The organism is Paenibacillus sp. FSL R7-0273, assembly GCF_000758625.1.
In the GTDB taxonomy this organism is placed as follows: domain Bacteria; phylum Bacillota; class Bacilli; order Paenibacillales; family Paenibacillaceae; genus Paenibacillus_AQ.
Genome location: NZ_CP009283.1, coordinates 796362 through 815000 on the forward strand (window position 1 = coordinate 796362; position 18639 = coordinate 815000).

At 53.2% G+C, this 18639-nt stretch carries 17 protein-coding genes and 2 rRNA genes (1 of these 19 cut by a window edge); 13 read left to right on the forward strand and 6 right to left on the reverse strand.

Going from position 1 to position 18639, the window contains the following annotated elements; all coding sequences use genetic code 11:
- Positions 1–19 precede the first annotated feature (19 nt).
- The 6 genes from R70723_RS03455 to R70723_RS03480 all read left to right on the forward strand — a co-directional run bounded on the left by R70723_RS03455 (position 20) and on the right by R70723_RS03480 (position 5708).
- The gene (locus R70723_RS03455; RefSeq protein ID WP_039869835.1) at positions 20–1957 is read left to right on the forward strand and encodes an asparagine synthase-related protein; all 1938 of its coding nucleotides are present in this window, start codon (positions 20–22) and stop codon (positions 1955–1957) included.
- 28 nt (positions 1958–1985) lie between these two features.
- On the forward strand, positions 1986–2111 hold the full coding sequence (locus R70723_RS33225; protein ID WP_039869839.1) for a paeninodin family lasso peptide: 126 nt from the start codon (positions 1986–1988) through the stop codon (positions 2109–2111).
- Positions 2112–2205: 94 nt separating this feature from the next.
- Entirely contained in the window at positions 2206–3141 is a 936-nt protein-coding gene (locus tag R70723_RS03465) for a phosphoenolpyruvate carboxykinase (ATP) (protein WP_039869841.1), read from the forward strand.
- On the forward strand, positions 3141–3443 hold the full coding sequence (locus R70723_RS03470) for a lasso peptide biosynthesis PqqD family chaperone (RefSeq protein WP_039869843.1): 303 nt from the start codon (positions 3141–3143) through the stop codon (positions 3441–3443). The genes R70723_RS03465 and R70723_RS03470 overlap by 1 nt, the downstream gene beginning before the upstream one ends.
- Positions 3440–3898 carry a lasso peptide biosynthesis B2 protein gene (locus tag R70723_RS03475; protein WP_039869845.1) on the forward strand — a complete coding sequence of 153 codons (459 nt, stop codon included), beginning with the start codon at positions 3440–3442 and terminating at the stop codon, positions 3896–3898. Before R70723_RS03470 ends, R70723_RS03475 begins: the two co-directional genes overlap by 4 nt.
- Before the next feature lie 13 nt (positions 3899–3911).
- Positions 3912–5708 (forward strand): ABC transporter ATP-binding protein, encoded by a 1797-nt coding sequence (locus tag R70723_RS03480; protein WP_039869847.1) that lies wholly within the window; start codon positions 3912–3914, stop codon positions 5706–5708.
- A 592-nt stretch (positions 5709–6300) separates the two neighbouring features.
- Here R70723_RS03480 and R70723_RS03485 read toward each other — a convergent pair.
- Positions 6301–7488: a nucleotidyltransferase domain-containing protein gene (locus R70723_RS03485; protein ID WP_039869849.1), complete on the reverse strand. Its 1188-nt coding sequence runs from the start codon at positions 7486–7488 to the stop codon at positions 6301–6303.
- Between the two features lie 250 nt (positions 7489–7738).
- On the opposite strand from R70723_RS03485, the gene R70723_RS03490 reads away from it, so the two are divergent.
- From R70723_RS03490 to R70723_RS03500, 3 genes are all read left to right on the forward strand, one after another.
- A complete protein-coding gene (locus R70723_RS03490; protein WP_179088117.1) occupies positions 7739–8644 on the forward strand; it encodes a phosphotransferase family protein in 906 nt (301 codons plus the stop codon).
- 85 nt (positions 8645–8729) lie between these two features.
- The gene (locus tag R70723_RS03495; RefSeq protein ID WP_039869851.1) at positions 8730–9167 is read left to right on the forward strand and encodes a HEAT repeat domain-containing protein; all 438 of its coding nucleotides are present in this window, start codon (positions 8730–8732) and stop codon (positions 9165–9167) included.
- A gap of 21 nt (positions 9168–9188) precedes the next feature.
- Positions 9189–9782, forward strand: a complete 594-nt coding sequence (locus R70723_RS03500; protein ID WP_047171012.1) for a hypothetical protein — start codon at positions 9189–9191, stop codon at positions 9780–9782.
- A 66-nt stretch (positions 9783–9848) separates the two neighbouring features.
- Here the strand turns inward: R70723_RS03500 and R70723_RS03505 are convergent, their stop codons facing one another.
- Positions 9849–11390, reverse strand: coding sequence for an acetate--CoA ligase (locus R70723_RS03505; protein ID WP_047171319.1), 1542 nt, complete (start codon positions 11388–11390; stop codon positions 9849–9851).
- Between the two features lie 302 nt (positions 11391–11692).
- Here R70723_RS03505 and R70723_RS03510 point away from each other — a divergent pair, with 302 nt between their 5' ends.
- Both R70723_RS03510 and R70723_RS03515 read left to right on the forward strand, forming a co-directional pair.
- The gene (locus tag R70723_RS03510) at positions 11693–12211 is read left to right on the forward strand and encodes a GNAT family N-acetyltransferase (RefSeq protein WP_039869853.1); all 519 of its coding nucleotides are present in this window, start codon (positions 11693–11695) and stop codon (positions 12209–12211) included.
- A 185-nt stretch (positions 12212–12396) separates the two neighbouring features.
- Positions 12397–13113: a stalk domain-containing protein gene (locus R70723_RS03515; protein ID WP_039869855.1), complete on the forward strand. Its 717-nt coding sequence runs from the start codon at positions 12397–12399 to the stop codon at positions 13111–13113.
- Positions 13114–13226: 113 nt separating this feature from the next.
- On the opposite strand, the gene R70723_RS32725 is transcribed toward R70723_RS03515, so the two are convergent.
- The 4 genes from R70723_RS32725 to R70723_RS34210 form a co-directional block, all read right to left on the reverse strand.
- Positions 13227–13352: a DUF4023 family protein gene (locus R70723_RS32725; RefSeq protein WP_076418567.1), complete on the reverse strand. Its 126-nt coding sequence runs from the start codon at positions 13350–13352 to the stop codon at positions 13227–13229.
- Between the two features lie 94 nt (positions 13353–13446).
- A complete protein-coding gene (locus R70723_RS03520) occupies positions 13447–14262 on the reverse strand; it encodes a WYL domain-containing protein (protein WP_039869856.1) in 816 nt (271 codons plus the stop codon).
- On the reverse strand, positions 14249–15565 hold the full coding sequence (locus R70723_RS03525; RefSeq protein WP_039869859.1) for a helix-turn-helix transcriptional regulator: 1317 nt from the start codon (positions 15563–15565) through the stop codon (positions 14249–14251). The genes R70723_RS03520 and R70723_RS03525 overlap by 14 nt, the downstream gene beginning before the upstream one ends.
- A gap of 170 nt (positions 15566–15735) precedes the next feature.
- A complete protein-coding gene (locus R70723_RS34210) occupies positions 15736–15867 on the reverse strand; it encodes a hypothetical protein (protein ID WP_256704682.1) in 132 nt (43 codons plus the stop codon).
- Positions 15868–16335: 468 nt separating this feature from the next.
- Here R70723_RS34210 and R70723_RS03530 point away from each other — a divergent pair.
- Both R70723_RS03530 and R70723_RS03535 read left to right on the forward strand, forming a co-directional pair.
- Positions 16336–17883 (forward strand): 16S ribosomal RNA (locus R70723_RS03530).
- Positions 17884–18216: 333 nt separating this feature from the next.
- Positions 18217–18639 (forward strand): 23S ribosomal RNA (locus tag R70723_RS03535) (it continues 2503 nt past the right edge of the window).
- Together the 16S and 23S rRNA genes form the textbook arrangement of a ribosomal RNA operon.

Genomic DNA, 18639 nt, shown 5'->3' on the forward strand with positions numbered 1-18639 from the left:
AGTAAGTGGAGGCCTTTCTATGAGCGCAATCGCCGGTATCTATCATCTGCAGCAGCACAATCTGGACCCTGAACTGGGCATGAATCTGATGAAGCAGCTTAACCGTTATCCGGCTGATGATGCGAGGGACTGGCAGGACAAGGGCGTTTATCTCGGATGCCTGTCACAGTGGATTACACCGCAATCTGTAAATGAGCGTTTGCCATACTATGATCCGGAGCGGAAGCTTGCCATTACGGCTGATGCGATCATTGACAATAGAAATGAGCTGTTTGAGGTGCTGGGTATTCCCCGGGAGGACCGGGAAGCGATCCCTGACAGTCTGCTTATATTGCTGGCCTATGAAAAATGGGGCGAAGCAGCACCGGTGCACCTGGTCGGTGACTTTGCCTTCATGATCTGGGATGAACGGCGGCACAAGCTGTTTGGGGCGAGAGACTTTTCGGGCAACCGCACCCTTTATTTTCATCAGTCCGGCACAGTCTTCGCCTTTTGTACAGTCATTCATCCGCTGCTTTCGCTGCCGGGTGCAGGACAGGGGCTGAATGAGCAGTGGGTGGCCGAGTTTCTGGCCATTCAGGACAGAGTGGATGCTGCGGACTGCTTCTTAACCGTATATGACTCGATCGGGCAGCTTCCTCCCGCTCACTCCATCTCGGTAACCGGCGGCAATATCGTCTTCTCCCGTTATTGTACAATCCAGGCTCCGCCGGAGCTGCGGCTTGGCTCCAACTGGGAGTATGAGGAAGCCTTCCGGGAAGTGTTTGGACGGGCGGTGAAGGATCGGCTCCGTACCTTCCGTGCAGCCGGGGCTAACCTGAGCGGCGGGCTGGATTCCGGCTCAGTTGTCAGCTTTGCGGCAGAGGAGCTGCGCCGCCGCGGCCAGCCGCTCTATACCTTCAGTTCCTATCCGGTAGACGGCTTTACAGGCTTCAAGCTCGGCAACCGGGTTGCTGATGAACGCCCTTATATTCAGGAAACGATAGATTATGTGGGCAATATTCAGCCGAGCCTGCTGAATTTTCCCGAACGCAACTCCTATAACGATATTGATGATTGGCTGGGCATCATGGAAATGCCCTATAAATTTATCGAAAATTCTTATTGGCTTAAAGGGATCTACGAGCAGGCCCAGCAGCAGGATATCGGAATTCTGCTCAGCGGACAGAGGGGGAACTGGAGTGTCTCCTGGGGACCTGCCCTGGACTATCAGGCCAAGCTGCTCCGGGAATTCCGCTGGCTCTCCTTTTACCGGGAGAACAAGGGCTATAACGAGTCCATGCAGGCGAACCGCAGACTGGTTATGAAGATCGTAGGCAGGAAGGCTTTTCCTGAAATACGCAGCCTGCTGTCCCGCAGACAGAGCCAGGAGGAGCTGCCGGAGCTGATTGACCCCGGATTTGCCAGACGCACAGAGGTATATGAACGGCTGGAGCGGTTTAACATAGCCGGCGACCCGTCCGCACAGAGCATCTATGATTTCCGCAAAAGACACTTTGAGCAGCCGCACATCTGGAATGTTAACGGTACCGTTGCTACGAAGCTGTCGCTGAAATACCGGGTGTGGGACCGTGACCCGACGAATGACCTGCGTGTGATCCGCTTCTGCCTCTCTATTCCCGAAGAGCAGTACGTCCAGAAAGGGGTGGACCGTTCGCTGATCCGCCGCGCAATGGCCGGGCGCCTGCCGGACAATGTCCGGCTCAACCGCAAGCGGCGCGGGGTGCAGGGGGCAGACGGCATCCAGCGGATGCTGCCGGAATGGGGTGCTTTTCTGGGGGAGCTGCGGGAGATGACCCGTGATCCGCAGGCTGCGGTATATCTGAACAGCACGGGGCTCGCCGGATGCTTGGACCGGCTGGGTAGTGAGCCCGAACCTCATCTGATTTTTAATACTGATTTTCGCCTGCTGGCCCGCGGACTTGTCTTTTACAGGTTCCTGAAGCGCCTGTCGTGAGAAAATCGCTTGAAAGGGGGTGACAAACATGAAAAAGGAATACAGCAAGCCTGCTTTGGAAGTACTCGACGTTAAGATGACTATGGCTGGACCGGGACTGGCAATCGCCGACTCCTTCCAAAGTGATCCGGATGAGATCGTACATCACTCCTAAGAGCATTTGGTACGAGGAGCCCTCATCCCCCTGAGCTTGCTGGAGGGGGATAAGGGCTATTTCCATCATCTTTAGGCAGGGGAGAGGAACGGGTATGGCAAGTACAGTCCAAGGTCTGGCTTATCAAGCTTTCGGCCTGCAGATTTTCAGTGAATTTCCATTACCGGAGCTTCCCTTAGCAGAGGGTCCGGGGCTAAACGGCAGCGTGGCAGTAATCCGCGGAGATCTGGCAGAGCGCTGGAAGGTCATTCCCAAGCTCACTCCGAATGTTGGCGCCCTGGGTACAGAGGTCATGTTTGAGGCAAAGGGCAAGGCGGTGTATTCCGTTCAGGATGGTATCCGGATTACAGTTGATCCTGTGGCCGGAGCCGATTTGGACAGTGTCCGCCTGTACATTCTGGGGAGCTGTATGGGGGTTCTGCTCATGCAGAAACAGATCTTGCCGCTGCATGGAAGTGCGCTTGTGCTCAATAACCGGGCTTATGCGCTTGTCGGACAATCCGGAGCGGGTAAATCTACGCTAGCCTCTTATTTGATGGAGCAGGGTCATCTGATGCTCAGTGACGACGTTATTCCCGTTATCGTGCAGGACGGCCAGCCGCTTGCAGTTCCAGGCTATCCCCAGCAGAAGCTGTGGCAGCAGAGTCTGGACTATATGGGAATGAATTCGTCCGGCTACCGCCCGCTGTTTGAGCGGGAGACCAAATTTGCTGTTCCGGTGCATGACCGTTTTCAAAAGGAGCCGCTGCCGCTTGCGGGTATTTTTGAGCTGGCTGTATCTTCTGGGAACGGGCCTGTAACCGTGCAGCCTGTTAACGGAATGGAAAGATTCCATACCTTATTCAATCACACCTATCAGAAGGCGATGATTGACCGGACCGGCATCCGGGAATGGCATTTCGGCATGCTGGCTTCCTTCATGAACCGGCTGCCAATCTACCGGATTACCCGACCGCAGCAGGGATTTAGCGCTCCGCAGCAGAGTGCACTGATCTACGACATGATTAAACCAATGACAGAGGAGGGTTAATGATGAGTACTGCAAATGTGTTGTCCCTTGAAACGGTGCTTGTCCAGCGGCCGGGCAATATCGCCAGCGACATGGACGGCGAGAAGGTGATGCTCAATATACAGAACGGCAAGTATTACAATCTGGGCGAGGTTGGCGGAGAGATCTGGTCGGCAATAGCACAGCCGGCGCCGGTAAGCCGGATCGTGGAGGTTATCCGGCAAACCTTCGAGGTTCCGGCGGAAACGGCAGAGCGGGATGTATTTGAATTTGTGTACAGCCTGCTGGCTGAGGATCTGGTCGCCATTGCTTCTGCATCATGACGGGCCTCCGGCGGCTTCACCTGCTGTTAACGGATGACCGCGCGGTCCTGGCCCTTCTTCCGGAGGCTCTATGGTACCTGTTCATTGCAAGAATCCGCCTGCTGTTCCCCTTTGCCTGTACAGCCCCGCGGCTTGGCCGGCAGTCGCAGGAGACCGCCGGAGAAGTGAGCGCCAGGGATGCGCATACCATTAAGCGGATTACCCGGGCGATCCGGGGCGGCAGCAGGCTTACCCCCTGGAAGAGCACCTGCATGGTGAGAGCCGTTGCCGCTCTGGGCATGCTCGAAAAACGCGGTATCGAGAGCACGCTGTACATGGGGGTTGCCAGGGATAAGCAGGGGCAGATGATTGCCCATGCCTGGCTGCGCAGCGGACCGTATTATGTGTCCGGTGATGACGCGATGCGGGGATTTGTTGTCGTTCAGAAATTTGCCAAGGTGATACAAGCCGAGTAATCGAGGTGGGATCATGCAAGCCATTATCTATTATGTCCGGCAGCTTCAGCAGCTGTCCGGAGTCAAGCTGTATTTGAATTTGCTCGGTATGGTCATCAGCGGTCTGCTTGAGAGCTCAGCTATACTGCTGCTGGTGCCGATGCTCGGTTTGGCAGGACTGCAGCTTGGCGGGGCGGGAGCAGCCTTTGATCTTCCTATGCTCGGCTTCATATCAGAGCTGCCGCAGACAACGGCGCTTATGCTGGTGCTGGGCTCCTACATCGGCATTGTGCTCTGCCAGAATCTGATTGCGCGCTTTGTGGCGGTCCGCAATGTGGAGATTCAGCAGACCTACGGCCGGCAGCTGCGATATGAAGTATACAGTGCCCTGCTGCGGGCAGAATGGTCCTTTTTTCTGAAGAAAAGAACCTCCGACCTGGTTAACCTCATGACTACGGAAATCGCCCGGGTGCTTGCGGGCATCAGCTGCTTTCTGCAGTTTCTCACCTCACTGCTGTTCACGCTGGTGCAGATCGCCTTTGCTTTCTGGCTGTCGCCGCAGATGACGCTCGCTGTGCTTGTCTGCGCTGTCCTGCTGTCTCTGTTCTCGCGCAGGTTCATCCGCAAAGCCAAAAAGCTGGGCAGCCGCAGCACCGAGCTCGGCAAAACGTATCTTGCCGGTATTACTGACCAACTGAATGGAATCAAGGACATCAAGAGCAACAATCTGGAGCAGTCGCGGCTGGAATGGCTGCACGGATTTACCGGAGAAGTGAAGCATGAACAGCTGGAATATACCCGTCTGCGTTCAAACTCCCAGCTGCTCTACAAAATGTCCTCGACCCTGCTGATCGCCCTCTTTATCTTCGTTTCGTTCCGGTTCCTTCATGTGGAGGGGCCGAATCTGCTGCTGGTCATTCTGGTGTTCGCCAGACTGTGGCCGACCTTTTCCTCCTTGCAATCCTTAATGGAGCAGCTTGCCTCCGTTCTGCCTTCCTTTAAGCAGCTTAAGGAAATGGAGGAGGAGTGCCTGCGCGCTGCTGAGGAAGGACCGGCAGCAGGAAGCGGAAAGACGCCTGTTCCAATGGTGCTCAAGGAAGGCCTTGAAGCGCGTGACGTCCATTTCCGCTACGATCCCCAGAAGCCTGAATACTCCATGCAGGCTGTGAATGTTGCGATTCCGGCCAACCGCATGACCGCCATAGTCGGACGTTCCGGTGCAGGCAAAAGCACACTCGTGGACCTGCTTATGGGACTGATGCAGCCTGAGTCAGGGAATATTCTGGCTGATGGTGCGCCGATCACGGGGGAACGCCTGCTGTCCTACCGCCGTTCCATCGGCTATGTAGCCCAGGACCCGTTTCTCTATAACGCAACGATCCGTGATAATCTGACGATGATCAAGCCGAATGCCAGTGAAGAGGAACTGTGGGAAGCGCTGGAGTTCGCCTCCTCAGCCGAGTTCGTGCGCAGGCTGCCGGAAGGACTGGATACGCTGATCGGCGACCGCGGCATCCGCCTGTCCGGCGGGGAACGGCAGCGGCTGGTATTGGCCCGGGCCATTATCCGCAAGCCGTCAATCCTGGTGCTGGACGAGGCGACAAGCGCGCTCGACACCGAAAATGAGCAGAAGATCCAGGAGGCGCTGGACCGGCTGAAGCATTCCGTTACGCTCATTGTCATTGCCCACCGCCTGTCCACCATCCGCGGGGCCGATCAGATTCTGGTGATTGACCAGGGCCGGGTCATCCAGCAGGGGGTCTACGGCAGGCTCGCCTCCGAAACAGGCGGCATGTTCAGCCGGCTGCTCAGCGGCCAGGAGGCAATGTAGCTTCCGGTTTATGCAGGATGGAACAGCGGCATTGTCCGATTTATAAGAGTAATAGCAAAGCCCCAGTCTCTACTAGTTGTAGAGGCTGGGGCTTTGACTTTGGGATGCTGCATATATCTGCTTGCTACAGTATGAAGCACCTTCCCGGGCCAGTATTGTCATCGTCCTACAACGTCGGGTATTGTTCTAATACGTCAGGTATTCTCCTACGACGTCAGCAGTTCTCCATAGCCGGCCGCGTATATAATCCGAGGCGGCTTAAATTTAGTTTGATTTTGGTCACTTAATTTTAGTGTTTTGCGGCTTTCACGACTATTAGCTGGAAAAAGGTAATCTAATATGGCTGGTTTATCGCTTTGAGAGCAATTCCGGTGATATTAGGTGGCGTTATTCCAACTAATTGCCCACAAGCGGCGATTATCTAAGAATTAGGTACCCAATTTACAACTAAAATAAATATAAGGCATATATTCAAAGCTTAACCGCCCAACGGTTGCAAACTCACATATGGCAGGCCTATATAACGCAGACACGAACACTGCCAATAAGCAAGTGTGCATCCCCGCCGTAAACAAGCATCCCCACCCGCAGCTTAAGCCTCCTCCCGGCCGGTCACCTTGCGCCAGCTCCAGAGAAAAGGGCGGAGCGGGAAATACAGGACATGCAGCGGCTTCGGCAGCGGGAGCGTTCTGGCATCCGCTGCATAAGGGTACAGGAAGCCTGCCGCCCGCAGCAGCCGGTTGCGGGGCGTTAAGATCGCCGGCTGATAGGCTTTAAAGTGTCTCTCTACCTCCGGCTCCAGCGGAGGATCATTCAGATTGACCATCCGTGCTACATAGAATACAGCATCCTGTGCCAGCCGCTGGGCCTTTGGCATATCCATCAGCCCGGACAGCCGGGAATCAACCTTAGTATCCAGCAGGTCAGCGGCAAGGATCAGCGTCTGTCCGGCAATCGCCTCACAGTTATACTGCTTCAGCAGCCCAAGCAGCTGCTCATTGTCCGGCTGCTGGAGCAGCAGCATCTTGATGTCGAGCAGCCAGCGCAGCCGGGACCAGGCATGGCGCGCGCCGTGCGAGACAAGGAAGAGGAACAAATCCTCGCGGCCCAGATAGCGCACGTCAGGGCCCAGCAGTGTGCTGCTCCGCGAATGCTCCCACAGCTCCCCGAAACCGGGCTCGGCGGAAGGCCCCGGACCCAGACGCCAGTGGACCTCGAGCTTAATTTTGCTGTCGGGATGATTGAAGGTTAAGTGGTGCTCCCGCCATTTCCAGTCACCGAGTATGCTCTCATAGACCTCTATCTGCTCATACCCCAGCTTCAGCAGGAAAGCCTCCGTTTCTGCAAGCCGGTCTATGGGCACCATGAAGTCGAGGTCACGCGAGGTGCGCAGTGAGAAATCACCGTACAGATCCTCGGCAAGCACAGGCCCCTTGAGGAAAAGAGAACGGATTCCGAGCTTGCTCAGCTCCGCGCCGATCCGGGCCATCTCCCCGCTGAGCTGCAGCATCCGGACAGTGTTGCTGCGGTACTCCTGCTGCAGCCGTTCACTGACATGGGCAGGGATGAGCTGGCTGGTCATTCCGCTGAGCTTGGGATACAGGAAAGGAAATACACGGTGATGCAGGGTAAGGCGGATGAACTGCTTCCAGTCTATATCTGCGAATTGCTGCGGACTCCGTTCTGCCAGCCCATCAACGGAGTCAGCGGCAAGCAAGTGAAGAAGAAGACATATTTCTTTAGATAAGCTCCCTTTATTAAGGGTATACCGGTCAGTCATAGGGACTCTCCTTACAGGGAAATTAGGTAGGTTTGGAGTGAGTTTTTGTTCACTTTTGAGAACGCACAGAGAGCGTAACACCGGCAGGGGGACGTGTCAATTTGAAATTAACAATATCTAGATTTATTTAAAAATAATAGAATTCCCCGTTAATAGAAAGGCTTAACCTCTTATAACGCATTTATAGGTCGAATGTAACAGGTTATTCCGATATAATTATACTAATCAGATGGATACGGAGGATTGGACAATGACAGATATCGGCATGCTCGGGATTCCAGGTGCAGCCACATGGCGCAGGATAGAGCCGGTGTTAAAGGGCTGGTCGGGCGACAAAAAATATTATATTGAAGATCATGACGGAACAAAGCTGCTGCTCCGGCTGTCGGCAGCGGACACGTATAACCGGAAAGCAGCAGAATTTGCAGCCATCCGGAAGTTTAACGGGCTGGATTTCCCGATGTCGCGGGCACTTTGTTTCGGTACCTGTGCCGATGAGCAGGTCTATATGCTGCTAAGCTGGGTTGAAGGGATACCCCTGGAGGATTGTCTGGCAGACCTGCCTGTGGAGGAGCAATATAAGCTGGGGGCGGAGGCAGGCGGAATTCTCCGCATGATTCACAGTATCCGCCAGGATAAGGAGCTGTCCGGCTGGGAAACGGCAATGCAGTCTAAAATATTGAGACGGATCAGGGAGTATGAGGAGTGCCCTTACCGACTGGAGAATGATGCTGTGGCCATCCGTTATGTCCAGGAGAACATCGGGCTTATCCACAACGTAGAGAAGGTATACCACCACGGGGACTTCCATGCCGGCAACCTGCTGTACACCCCGGAAGGCGGAGTCGGTGTGATTGATTTTAACCGTTGGGATATTGCCGATTATGCCGAGGAGTTCTATAAGGTCCAGTTTTTTGACCGGAGAGTGAGTATTCCCTTTGCCAAAGGGAAGCTGGACGGTTATTTTGCAGGTCCGCCGCCGGAGTCCTTCTGGCAGAGACAGGCGCTGTATGTGGCGTACAGCTCGCTTTTTTCAATTAAGTGGGCCATTCCCTTCGGGGAAGCAGACGTTCAGGGGATGATGGAAATCGCCAGGCAGGCTTTTCGGGATTACGATGATTTCGGGAGACTGGTTCCACGCTGGTATGCAGAGTGATTTCCGGGTTAAAGATTGAAATTAAGCAGCGCAAACGGTAGAATTGCACTACCAACAGATTTAACCAAGAAGGGGATTGTATCTTTTGACTAACGAAGAACTGAATCAAGAGCTGCCGGAGAACTATTCGGAGCTGAAGAAGGCCGCCGGCCGTACTGCGGACTGGAAAGCACGCCTTGAGGCTGTAGAAGAGCTGGGCCACTGGAACCATAAGCAAGTTATTGATATCCTGAATCGCCTGTTGACCAGCGATCCTGTATATACTGTTCAAGAAGCTGCATACCGGAAGCTGATTGCGTTTGGCGAAGAGGTAACTGCACCGTCCAAGAGCAAGCCTGAGCTGTTCAAAGGCATCGGCAAAATAATGCTGCGCATCAAGAAGAGCCTTCCGCGTGAGCACTCCTATGAGGATTTCAAGGAAAAGCTGCAGAAGATGCGGATCGACATCTACGATGCTTACGAAGGCGAGAAGGGTGAAGAATTTGACAATTGGCTGAAGCAGCAGTGGCTTTCAGCGAAATAGTAAAGGGTGACACAATCCGATATGCATAACGATAGAGATGAATCCCCGCTTTCTGCACAATTCCGGGAGTTCCTGAAGCTTTCTGCGGAATTCCGTCCTGATTATATCGGCAGTCTGGGGAACAGCATGGAAGGCAGCAAGCCGGTTACGGACATTGCGCCGGATGCTCCAGGGCTGCTGAAGGCCATTTACGGCCAGGTTGCCGGGACAAGCAGTGAAGAAGAGGAGCCGAGCCTGATTGAATGTATTCCGGGCTACCGTCTGATCCATATTGACGAGTATGCGCAGGAAATGCAGGTGCTGGCCGGCATTCTGGAAGAGAAGGGGCATAGCGCCGGCGGCAGGGTGTTTCCTGTCCTGACTAACTACGGCAGTGATTTTATCTGTCTGTGGCAGCGGGAAGACGGTACGGAAGTGATCTGTGACCTGCTGAACGACTTTGGTGATCTGATTGTCATGTACAACTCACCGGAGAAGTTTCTGGAGACGCTGTGTGAATTCTATAAGCAGGAGGCCTATTTTCTGGATGAAGACGGGTTCCTCGACTGTGATCTGATCAAGGAAGGCGAGATTGGCACGGAGCTGAATCCGGGAGCACAATACTGGTCTGAATAAAAGAGCAAAGCCCCCATGCTCCGCCTGTCTGCGGAGTATGGGGGCTTTTTGCTGCCTGTGCGGCAATTATTGCTGTGCCTCGCGTTTTTCCTGCTCACGCAGCTCAACACGGCGGATCTTGCCGGAGGTTGTTTTCGGCAGATCGGTGATGAATTCGATTTTACGCGGATATTTGTAAGGGGCTGTCATTTCTTTGACATGGCTTTGCAGCTCCTTGACCAGCTCAGGCGAACCCTCGTTACCGTCCTTCAGGACAATGAACGCTTTGACGACAGAACCGCGGATCTCGTCGGGGCTTGCGACTACGGCGCATTCCTTAACCAGCGTATGCTTCATCAGCGCATCCTCGACCTCAAACGGTCCGATAGTATAGCCGGAGCTGATGATAATATCGTCTCCTCTGCCTTCAAACCAGAAATAGCCGTCCTCATCCTTACGTGCCCGGTCGCCGGTTACGAAATATTCACCATGCGTAGCATTGGCTTTGCGGTCAGGATCCTTATAATAGGTTTTGAACAAGGCAGGCATGCTGAGATGCACTGCGATATCGCCAACGACATTCGGAGGGACTGGATTTCCGTCCTCGTCAATGACCTCAGCAATACCGGGGGCGATCGATTTGCCCATGGAACCGATGCGGATCGGATCATCCTTCAATGCGGCGATGATCAGCGTGCTTTCCGTCTGCCCGTAGCCGTCGCGGATCGTAATATCAAAATGCTGCTGGAATGTATGGATGACCTCCTGGTTTAGCGGCTCGCCTGCGGATACAGCGCAGCGCAGCTTGGACAGGTCATACCGTGACAGCCCTTCGGTCTTCGCCATCAGCCGGTATTCCGTAGGTGTGCAGCACAAGACCTGGATGCCCTCATCCTGCAGCAGCTGCAGATAACGGTTCGGATGGAAGGAGCCATTGTACACGAAGCCTGTAGCTCCATTACCGAGCACCGTCAGGAACGGGCTCCAGATCCATTTCTGCCAGCCGGGAGCTGCAGTAGCCCAGACGGTGTCCGATTCGCGGATTTCCAGCCACTGCGGGGAGGTGATCCGCAGGTGGGCATAGCCCCAGCCGTGGGAATGCACAACTGCCTTTGGATTGCCGGTGGTGCCGGAGGTATAGGCCAGAATGGCAATATCATCGCGGCTGGTGGCCGGTGTCTCCAGGAAATCCGGTTGTCCGTCCATCAGGCTTTCCAGGTCACTCCAGCCTTCTTCAAGCTCATCCTTATTCCCGGATACTGACAGGCGGTAGTCGAGGGCAGGCAGATCATCGGTGATTTTATTCACTTCACCGGTAACCTCGGACCAGACAATGACTGCTCTGGCTTCCGAGTGGCGCAGGCGGTAGGACAGATCCTTGGCCCGCAGCATCTCCGAGGATGGAATAACGGCAAGCCCCAGCTTGAGGCAGGCCAGATAGATAACATAGGCAATAATGCGGCGCGGAACCATGACCAGAACACGGTCGCCTTTATGAAGACCCAGTCCGGCCAGTCCGCCGGCCAGCCTGTTAGCCTGGCTGATTAGATCACCGTAGGTGATTTCCTCGCAGGTTCCATTTTCGTGGAGCCATTTAAGTGCAATCTTGCCAGGAGGATGCTGATCCATTTCCGAAGTCAGATTGTAGATTTCAGGTGCAATGAAACGTTGATTGTCCAAATGAACATCTCCTAAATTAACGTGATGGTTGCAGCTATCCTCTAGTATAGCATGTTTTATTAGGACCAGGTGCTAACTGACATCGCTGTATCTGATACATTTTGGTGAATAAACTGCTGCAAATGCAGGACATGCTTAATGTAATCCGGCGGACTTAACAACAATCATAAATAAGGGTTACTATAATGATAATGATAGAGTAAGTAATAACCGGGAGAAGCATCACAGACTTCCCGGAAAGCGAGGTAAGTATGAGGCAAGCGCAATATGATGAGATCTTTTCTATAATGGAAGGCTCGTTCCCCGTAAGTGAATTCAGAACCTACAGCGGCCAGAAGGCACTGCTGGACAATCCGCATTACCGGATTTATACCGAGCAGGATGCCGGCGGCCGGATCATCGCTTTCTTGGCGGCATGGGAGTTCCCCGGCCTTCGCTTTATTGAGCATATTGCCGTGAGCCCCGGCATTCGAGGCGGCGGCACAGGCAAGATTCTGATGGACCGTTTTCTTGCACGCTCGGAAGTACCTGTTCTGCTGGAGGTGGAGCCTCCGGACGGGGAAATCGAGCAGCGCCGGATTGGATTTTATGAACGGCTGGGTTTTCACCTGAATCCGTTCGAATACGTTCAGCCTCCTCTGCGCTCAGGTGAGCAGGATCTGCCATTGCGGATTATGACTTATCCCGGTCCGGTTGGAGCGGAGGAATTCCGTCAATACAGGGAGATTCTCTATTCCGAGGTATATAAACGGACGGCTCCCGGAAGCTAATATCTCAGTGTCCTGCCTGCAGCAGCCTGCGTAATCGGTGTGATTATGCGGGCTGCTGTTTTTTTGAAATCCTTCTTTACAATCCGGATACAAGTTCGAAACAAGTTCATGATTAAATGAATTCATAGCAAGGAACAACGCAACCACTAAGCAACATAAATTGACCCCCAAGGAGACGATATAAGATGAAAAGCAAAAAAATGATCATAGCAACTATGGTGTTCGGAATGGCTGTTACAGGCTCGGCCGGTGTCTACGCAGGAACGAATCTGCAGAAGATCAGCGCTTATCTGAATCACAGCATCGGATTTAAGGTTAACGGCTCAGCGTATACTCCTGTTGACGGCAACGGCAAGACACTGGCACCAATCACGTATAACAACACAACCTATCTGCCGGTGCGCGCATTGGCCGACGCCTTGAAGGTTCCCGTAACCTTTGACGCCTCTGCCAACCAGGTAGTTCTGGGTACTTCCACCGGAGCAGGGACGCCGGATAGCGGATCAACCGTTACACTGGCGGCTGTGAACTACAGCGCAGCACAGAAAGAGCAGATCACCAAAGCCTTCGCAAACTACCAGGGCTTCGAAACAGCCTATGCCCCGGCCCAGATGATCAGCGGAGACAGCTTTGTAAGTGTTGGCGGCGGTGAGGACGGCGTATCCTTCCTGTTCAAGCACATGCGTGTTAATATCTCGCCGCGCGATTACTCCTACGATTACGATGGAACGGCATTGAAGCTGTCCAATGGAACAAGCGCCAAATGGTACACACCATCCGATATCCCGATGCTGACCTTCCAGCTGGATGACCGTTATGTAACCATCAGCTCCCCGGACCAGTCGCTCAGCAAAGAGAAGCTGGAGAAGGTAGCCGTGAACGTTGCCAAACTGGCCAAATAAATTCATTCACTAACCCTTATCCATATAAAAAGAGAAAGCAGCAGCCGCTCTGTGCATACAGAAGCGGCTGCTGCTCTTTTGTAGAATATAACTGCCAGCCTGTACACTGGCCTCTACTTATTGGTGCTGTGTGTTTTGTTGGATAACCGGGCCTGTGGAGAGCCTTGGCCCCTGCGCTTATTCTTCTCTGCCTTGCGCTGATTCTCCTGAAACTTGGCAACAAATTCGTGTGTATTCATACCTGTCGGCCTCCTAAGCGAAATTGAGCATAGATTGGTCAGAACTGCCTTTACTATGCCCTATCCCGGCTGGGCTGATGCATGAAGCGGAAGCTTATTCCGCGGGCGGCTCCAAAACCCCGTACTGGGCCAGTGCCTTCATAGCGGAGTCACGCATCCGCTTTTTGAGTAAAGCCCCTTCGGTTACACGCACTCTTTTGCCCAGAAAACGGAGCTTCGACAGCACATATTCACCCTCATTTCCAAGATAGGTCAAGGCGATGGAATAGGTCCCGGACAGCTCATCATAATGAACCTCCTTCTCAAAGCAGGAAAAAGCGTACAGGATACGCGAAAGCTCACGGTTATATTCCGGCTGCACCTCAATTACGGCCCGCTGCTTCCGGCTTTCCAGCAGAGTGCGGATCTCAGCTAGCGCTGAAGCATAGGTCTCTGCCTGAACCGGAGCCTCAGAGACAGACGCAATTTTGGACAATCGGACGCTGAGAAAATTACGCCGCTTCCAGCTGTACCAGAGCAGATACCACTCCCGTTTGACCATAGAATACTCCAGGCGGTAAGGCAGGCCGGATTGCTTGGGACTGATCATGCCGTCTTTCAGGATGAAAGTCAGCCGTACCCCGTGCTTGTGCTGTATACAATGCCTTAATGTCCGCAGAAGAGGATGAAACACCTGCCGTTCCCTGCTTGCGGCTTTGTGAATCAGGTGATCATTCAGGGGGAGTGCTTCGTCCTGATGCAGGAGAGTGCGCAGCTTTTCAAGGGTAGGGACTGAGAAGGCAGCGGCGGATGAGGGGTGGTTCAGCATCAGCTTCAGCCAGGCGCGCTCATGGGCAGTGGAGAGGAAGGCGCCGGATTCCTCAAGCCTGGACAGGATTCTGTAATTAAAAATCTTTTCAAACGGATTCATAGTAAGCCAGCAGCTCCTTCCATTCCTGGATCATCTCCTGCCGCAGCTGCAGGGGCTCGAGAATTTCACAGCTGGAACCGAAGCTCCTCAGCCATGGCTTGATCTCGGTATATCCGTTAACTTTAATCTCATAGATAAAAGAGTGCTCGTCTTCCCCGGTGATCACGCCCCATTGACCTTGAAGAAGCACCCGCTCCTTAACAAAATTATTTCCGCCGCCCGCTACCGGGTTAATAAACCTGGCACGGATGGTGACCGGATTGCCCGTATCAATCATCCAGCTCAGGGACAGTATTTCCTCCAGCCGCAGTTTTTCAGACTGAAACTGCTCCCCGTCTACGGCCTCAGCTTCTGTGATTTGAGTAATGCCCTCGAGCCGGTATTTACGGAATCCCTTGCGTTTATCGCTGGCCAGCAGGTACCACCTTCCATATTGATGGTCGTAGACTATCTTGAGCGGCAGCATCTTCTCCAGCCGGCCTTCCGTATCCCGTTCAAACAGCGGATTAGTTGGTCTGGCTGCGTAGCTCTTGCCCTCCTTGGGGGAGAAGTATAGAAACTGCACCTTACGCCGGTCCCGGATCGCTGATAACAGAGGGGAGAGGTGGGCTTCATCAAGGATCCGCGAATAATAATGATATTTATATAAAAAAGGATCAGCTGCCGCATCCGCCAGATTCCGGCGGTTCAGCTGCTTTTTGAGGCTGTCGCGCATAAGATAGCCCTGAACGGAAGGGACCTGCGTATTCGCCATCACGTCTACGAAATCGAACAGCTCGCATAGCTCGTCATCGGACAGCTGCCGGATAAGATCGTCATACAGCCGGTAGCGGTAAGGCCGGGCACCGGGCTGCTTCATAATGACCCCAACCTCCTCAAGATACTTCAAATCCCCGCGCAGTGTTTTCTCATCGGGCCAAATCTCCTCCTGCTCCTCCCCGCTGCAGCATACCTCAAGCAGTTCTTTTATGGTCAGCGGCTGCTCATTTAAGCCGGCAAGGATGCGTGAGAGGCGCAGCGACTCGGATTCCTTGAGCGACTTAGCCCGGAACAGAAACAGCAGAACCGGTTCAGCGGAATCATAGTAATTGAACCTGAAGGTATCGGTAAAGGTCTTATCCTGATCCTCAGGCAGCTCAACCTGCATGGTCTGGACGACCGCCTTTAGCTTTTTAACGGTTTTATCGAAGGTATGTACTGAGATTCCGAGGCGCTCTGCAAATTGCTGGCGGCTGTAAGCCCCGCTGGTCAATACAAGCATGCGCAGAAACTGAATTTCCTTATCAAAGCTTTCTCTGGCCATGGGTTTCCTCCGGTTCTGGGAATGTACTTCAATTGTAACAGGGGCGGCTGCGGGATTAAACGCCTGATCTTAGCAGGCTATGGGGAACAAGAAGCCGGCGCGCAGGGATGGCAGGCGGTCAAAACAGCCCTCCGGCGCTTCCCTGCCGGAGGGCTGTTTACTTACTTCTTCTATAGTACCTGTGCGTCTGAGACTCCAGATTTATAACGGCGTACAGCCTTGGCTGCCTGGCGCTTTGCCCAGACAGAATCGGGTGTTACCGCATCATTACATACCGGATGCCTTTTTACGCTTCTGCTCATCTACTCTAACCTCCTTAAGGGAAGCTAGAGATCATGCAGCGTTTTAATGGCGATCACCCCATCATCACGAGTTTTTAATGTCCATAGGTTAATTGATGTAGGTAATGACGTAGCAGGGGAGAGAAAGTTGCTGGTTATAAGCATAATTGTCTGGCTTTAAAATAAGATCAAAAAAATGCTTGCATAGTTTTGCTCAGCATGGTATATTCTAATTCCGGCCGAGAAATGCTGAAAAGCATCGAAGCTTAGCTCGAAAAAAGAAATTAAAAAAAGAGCTTGCAACGAACGGTTGGATGTGATATAGTATAAGAGTTGCTGCTGACGAGAACATCGAAGGCGACAACGAGCTTGATCTTTGAAAACTGAACAACGAGTGAGTATCGGAAATCACTTCGGTGAGATCCAAAAGTAGAGAATGCAAATTCTCGTCAGATGTTTCAAAATGAGCAATCGCTCTTTCTAAATACCAATTTGGAGAGTTTGATCCTGGCTCAGGACGAACGCTGGCGGCGTGCCTAATACATGCAAGTCGAGCGGAGCTTATCCTTCGGGATAAGCTTAGCGGCGGACGGGTGAGTAACACGTAGGCAACCTGCCCCTTAGCCTGGGATAACTACCGGAAACGGTAGCTAATACCGGATAATTTCTTTTTTCTCATGAAGGGAGAATGAAAGGCGGAGCAATCTGTCATTAAGGGATGGGCCTGCGGCGCATTAGCTAGTTGGTGGGGTAACGGCTCACCAAGGCGACGATGCGTAGCCGACCTGAGAGGGTGAACGGCCACACTGGGACTGAGACACGGCCCAGACTCCTACGGGAGGCAGCAGTAGGGAATCTTCCGCAATGGGCGAAAGCCTGACGGAGCAACGCCGCGTGAGTGATGAAGGTTTTCGGATCGTAAAGCTCTGTTGCCAGGGAAGAACGTCCGGTAGAGTAACTGCTACCGGAGTGACGGTACCTGAGAAGAAAGCCCCGGCTAACTACGTGCCAGCAGCCGCGGTAATACGTAGGGGGCAAGCGTTGTCCGGAATTATTGGGCGTAAAGCGCGCGCAGGCGGCTATTTAAGTCTGGTGTTTAAACCTTGGGCTCAACCTGAGGTCGCACTGGAAACTGGGTGGCTTGAGTACAGAAGAGGAAAGTGGAATTCCACGTGTAGCGGTGAAATGCGTAGAGATGTGGAGGAACACCAGTGGCGAAGGCGACTTTCTGGGCTGTAACTGACGCTGAGGCGCGAAAGCGTGGGGAGCAAACAGGATTAGATACCCTGGTAGTCCACGCCGTAAACGATGAGTGCTAGGTGTTAGGGGTTTCGATACCCTTGGTGCCGAAGTTAACACAGTAAGCACTCCGCCTGGGGAGTACGGTCGCAAGACTGAAACTCAAAGGAATTGACGGGGACCCGCACAAGCAGTGGAGTATGTGGTTTAATTCGAAGCAACGCGAAGAACCTTACCAGGTCTTGACATCCCTCTGAATCCTCTAGAGATAGAGGCGGCCTTCGGGACAGAGGAGACAGGTGGTGCATGGTTGTCGTCAGCTCGTGTCGTGAGATGTTGGGTTAAGTCCCGCAACGAGCGCAACCCTTGACTTTAGTTGCCAGCAGGTTAAGCTGGGCACTCTAGAGTGACTGCCGGTGACAAACCGGAGGAAGGTGGGGATGACGTCAAATCATCATGCCCCTTATGACCTGGGCTACACACGTACTACAATGGCCAGTACAACGGGAAGCGAAGCCGCGAGGTGGAGCCAATCCCAGCAAAGCTGGTCTCAGTTCGGATTGCAGGCTGCAACTCGCCTGCATGAAGTCGGAATTGCTAGTAATCGCGGATCAGCATGCCGCGGTGAATACGTTCCCGGGTCTTGTACACACCGCCCGTCACACCACGAGAGTTTACAACACCCGAAGTCGGTGGGGTAACCCGCAAGGGAGCCAGCCGCCGAAGGTGGGGTAGATGATTGGGGTGAAGTCGTAACAAGGTAGCCGTATCGGAAGGTGCGGCTGGATCACCTCCTTTCTATGGAGAATCGTTCTCTGCAATGAGGACATTCAAATCGGAAGCTAAGCTTCCAAAACTCAGGTTTAGGCCTGTTACTCACTCGTTGGTCAGTTTTGAGAGTTTAAGCTCTCAAGTAGTACCTTGATCCTTGAAAACTGGATACCGAAACGAATTTGCGTTTTAGAACATCTTTTAGCTGAAACTTGTGTAAGCAAGTTGAAATAGTTATTAGTGCAGAACGAAGGTTTTCGATTGTGAAGCGACCTTTGGCTTTGAATGTGTTTGTGAATGGAGCAATCCATGAACAGCATTCAAAACAAGATGAGTGAACAAGCGAAATACCGGAGTGACGGTTAAGCTAATAAGAGCACACGGAGGATGCCTAGGCGCCAGGAGCCGACGAAGGACGTGGCGAACAACGAAACTGCCTCGGGGAGCTGTAAGCAAGCTTTGATCCGGGGGTGTCCGAATGGGGAAACCCAACTGTGGTAATTCGCAGTTACTCACATCTGAATACATAGGGTGTGTAGAGGCAGACCAGGGGAACTGAAACATCTAAGTACCCTGAGGAAGAGAAAACAATAGTGATTCCGTCAGTAGCGGCGAGCGAACGCGGAACAGCCTAAACCAGGGGGCTTGCCTCCTGGGGTTGTGGGACGTCTCACATGGAGTTACAAAGGAATATGGTAGGCGAAGAGGTCTGGAAAGGCCCGCGATAGAGGTAAAAGCCCTGTAGCCTAAACTGTGTTCTCTCCGAGACGGATCCCGAGTAGT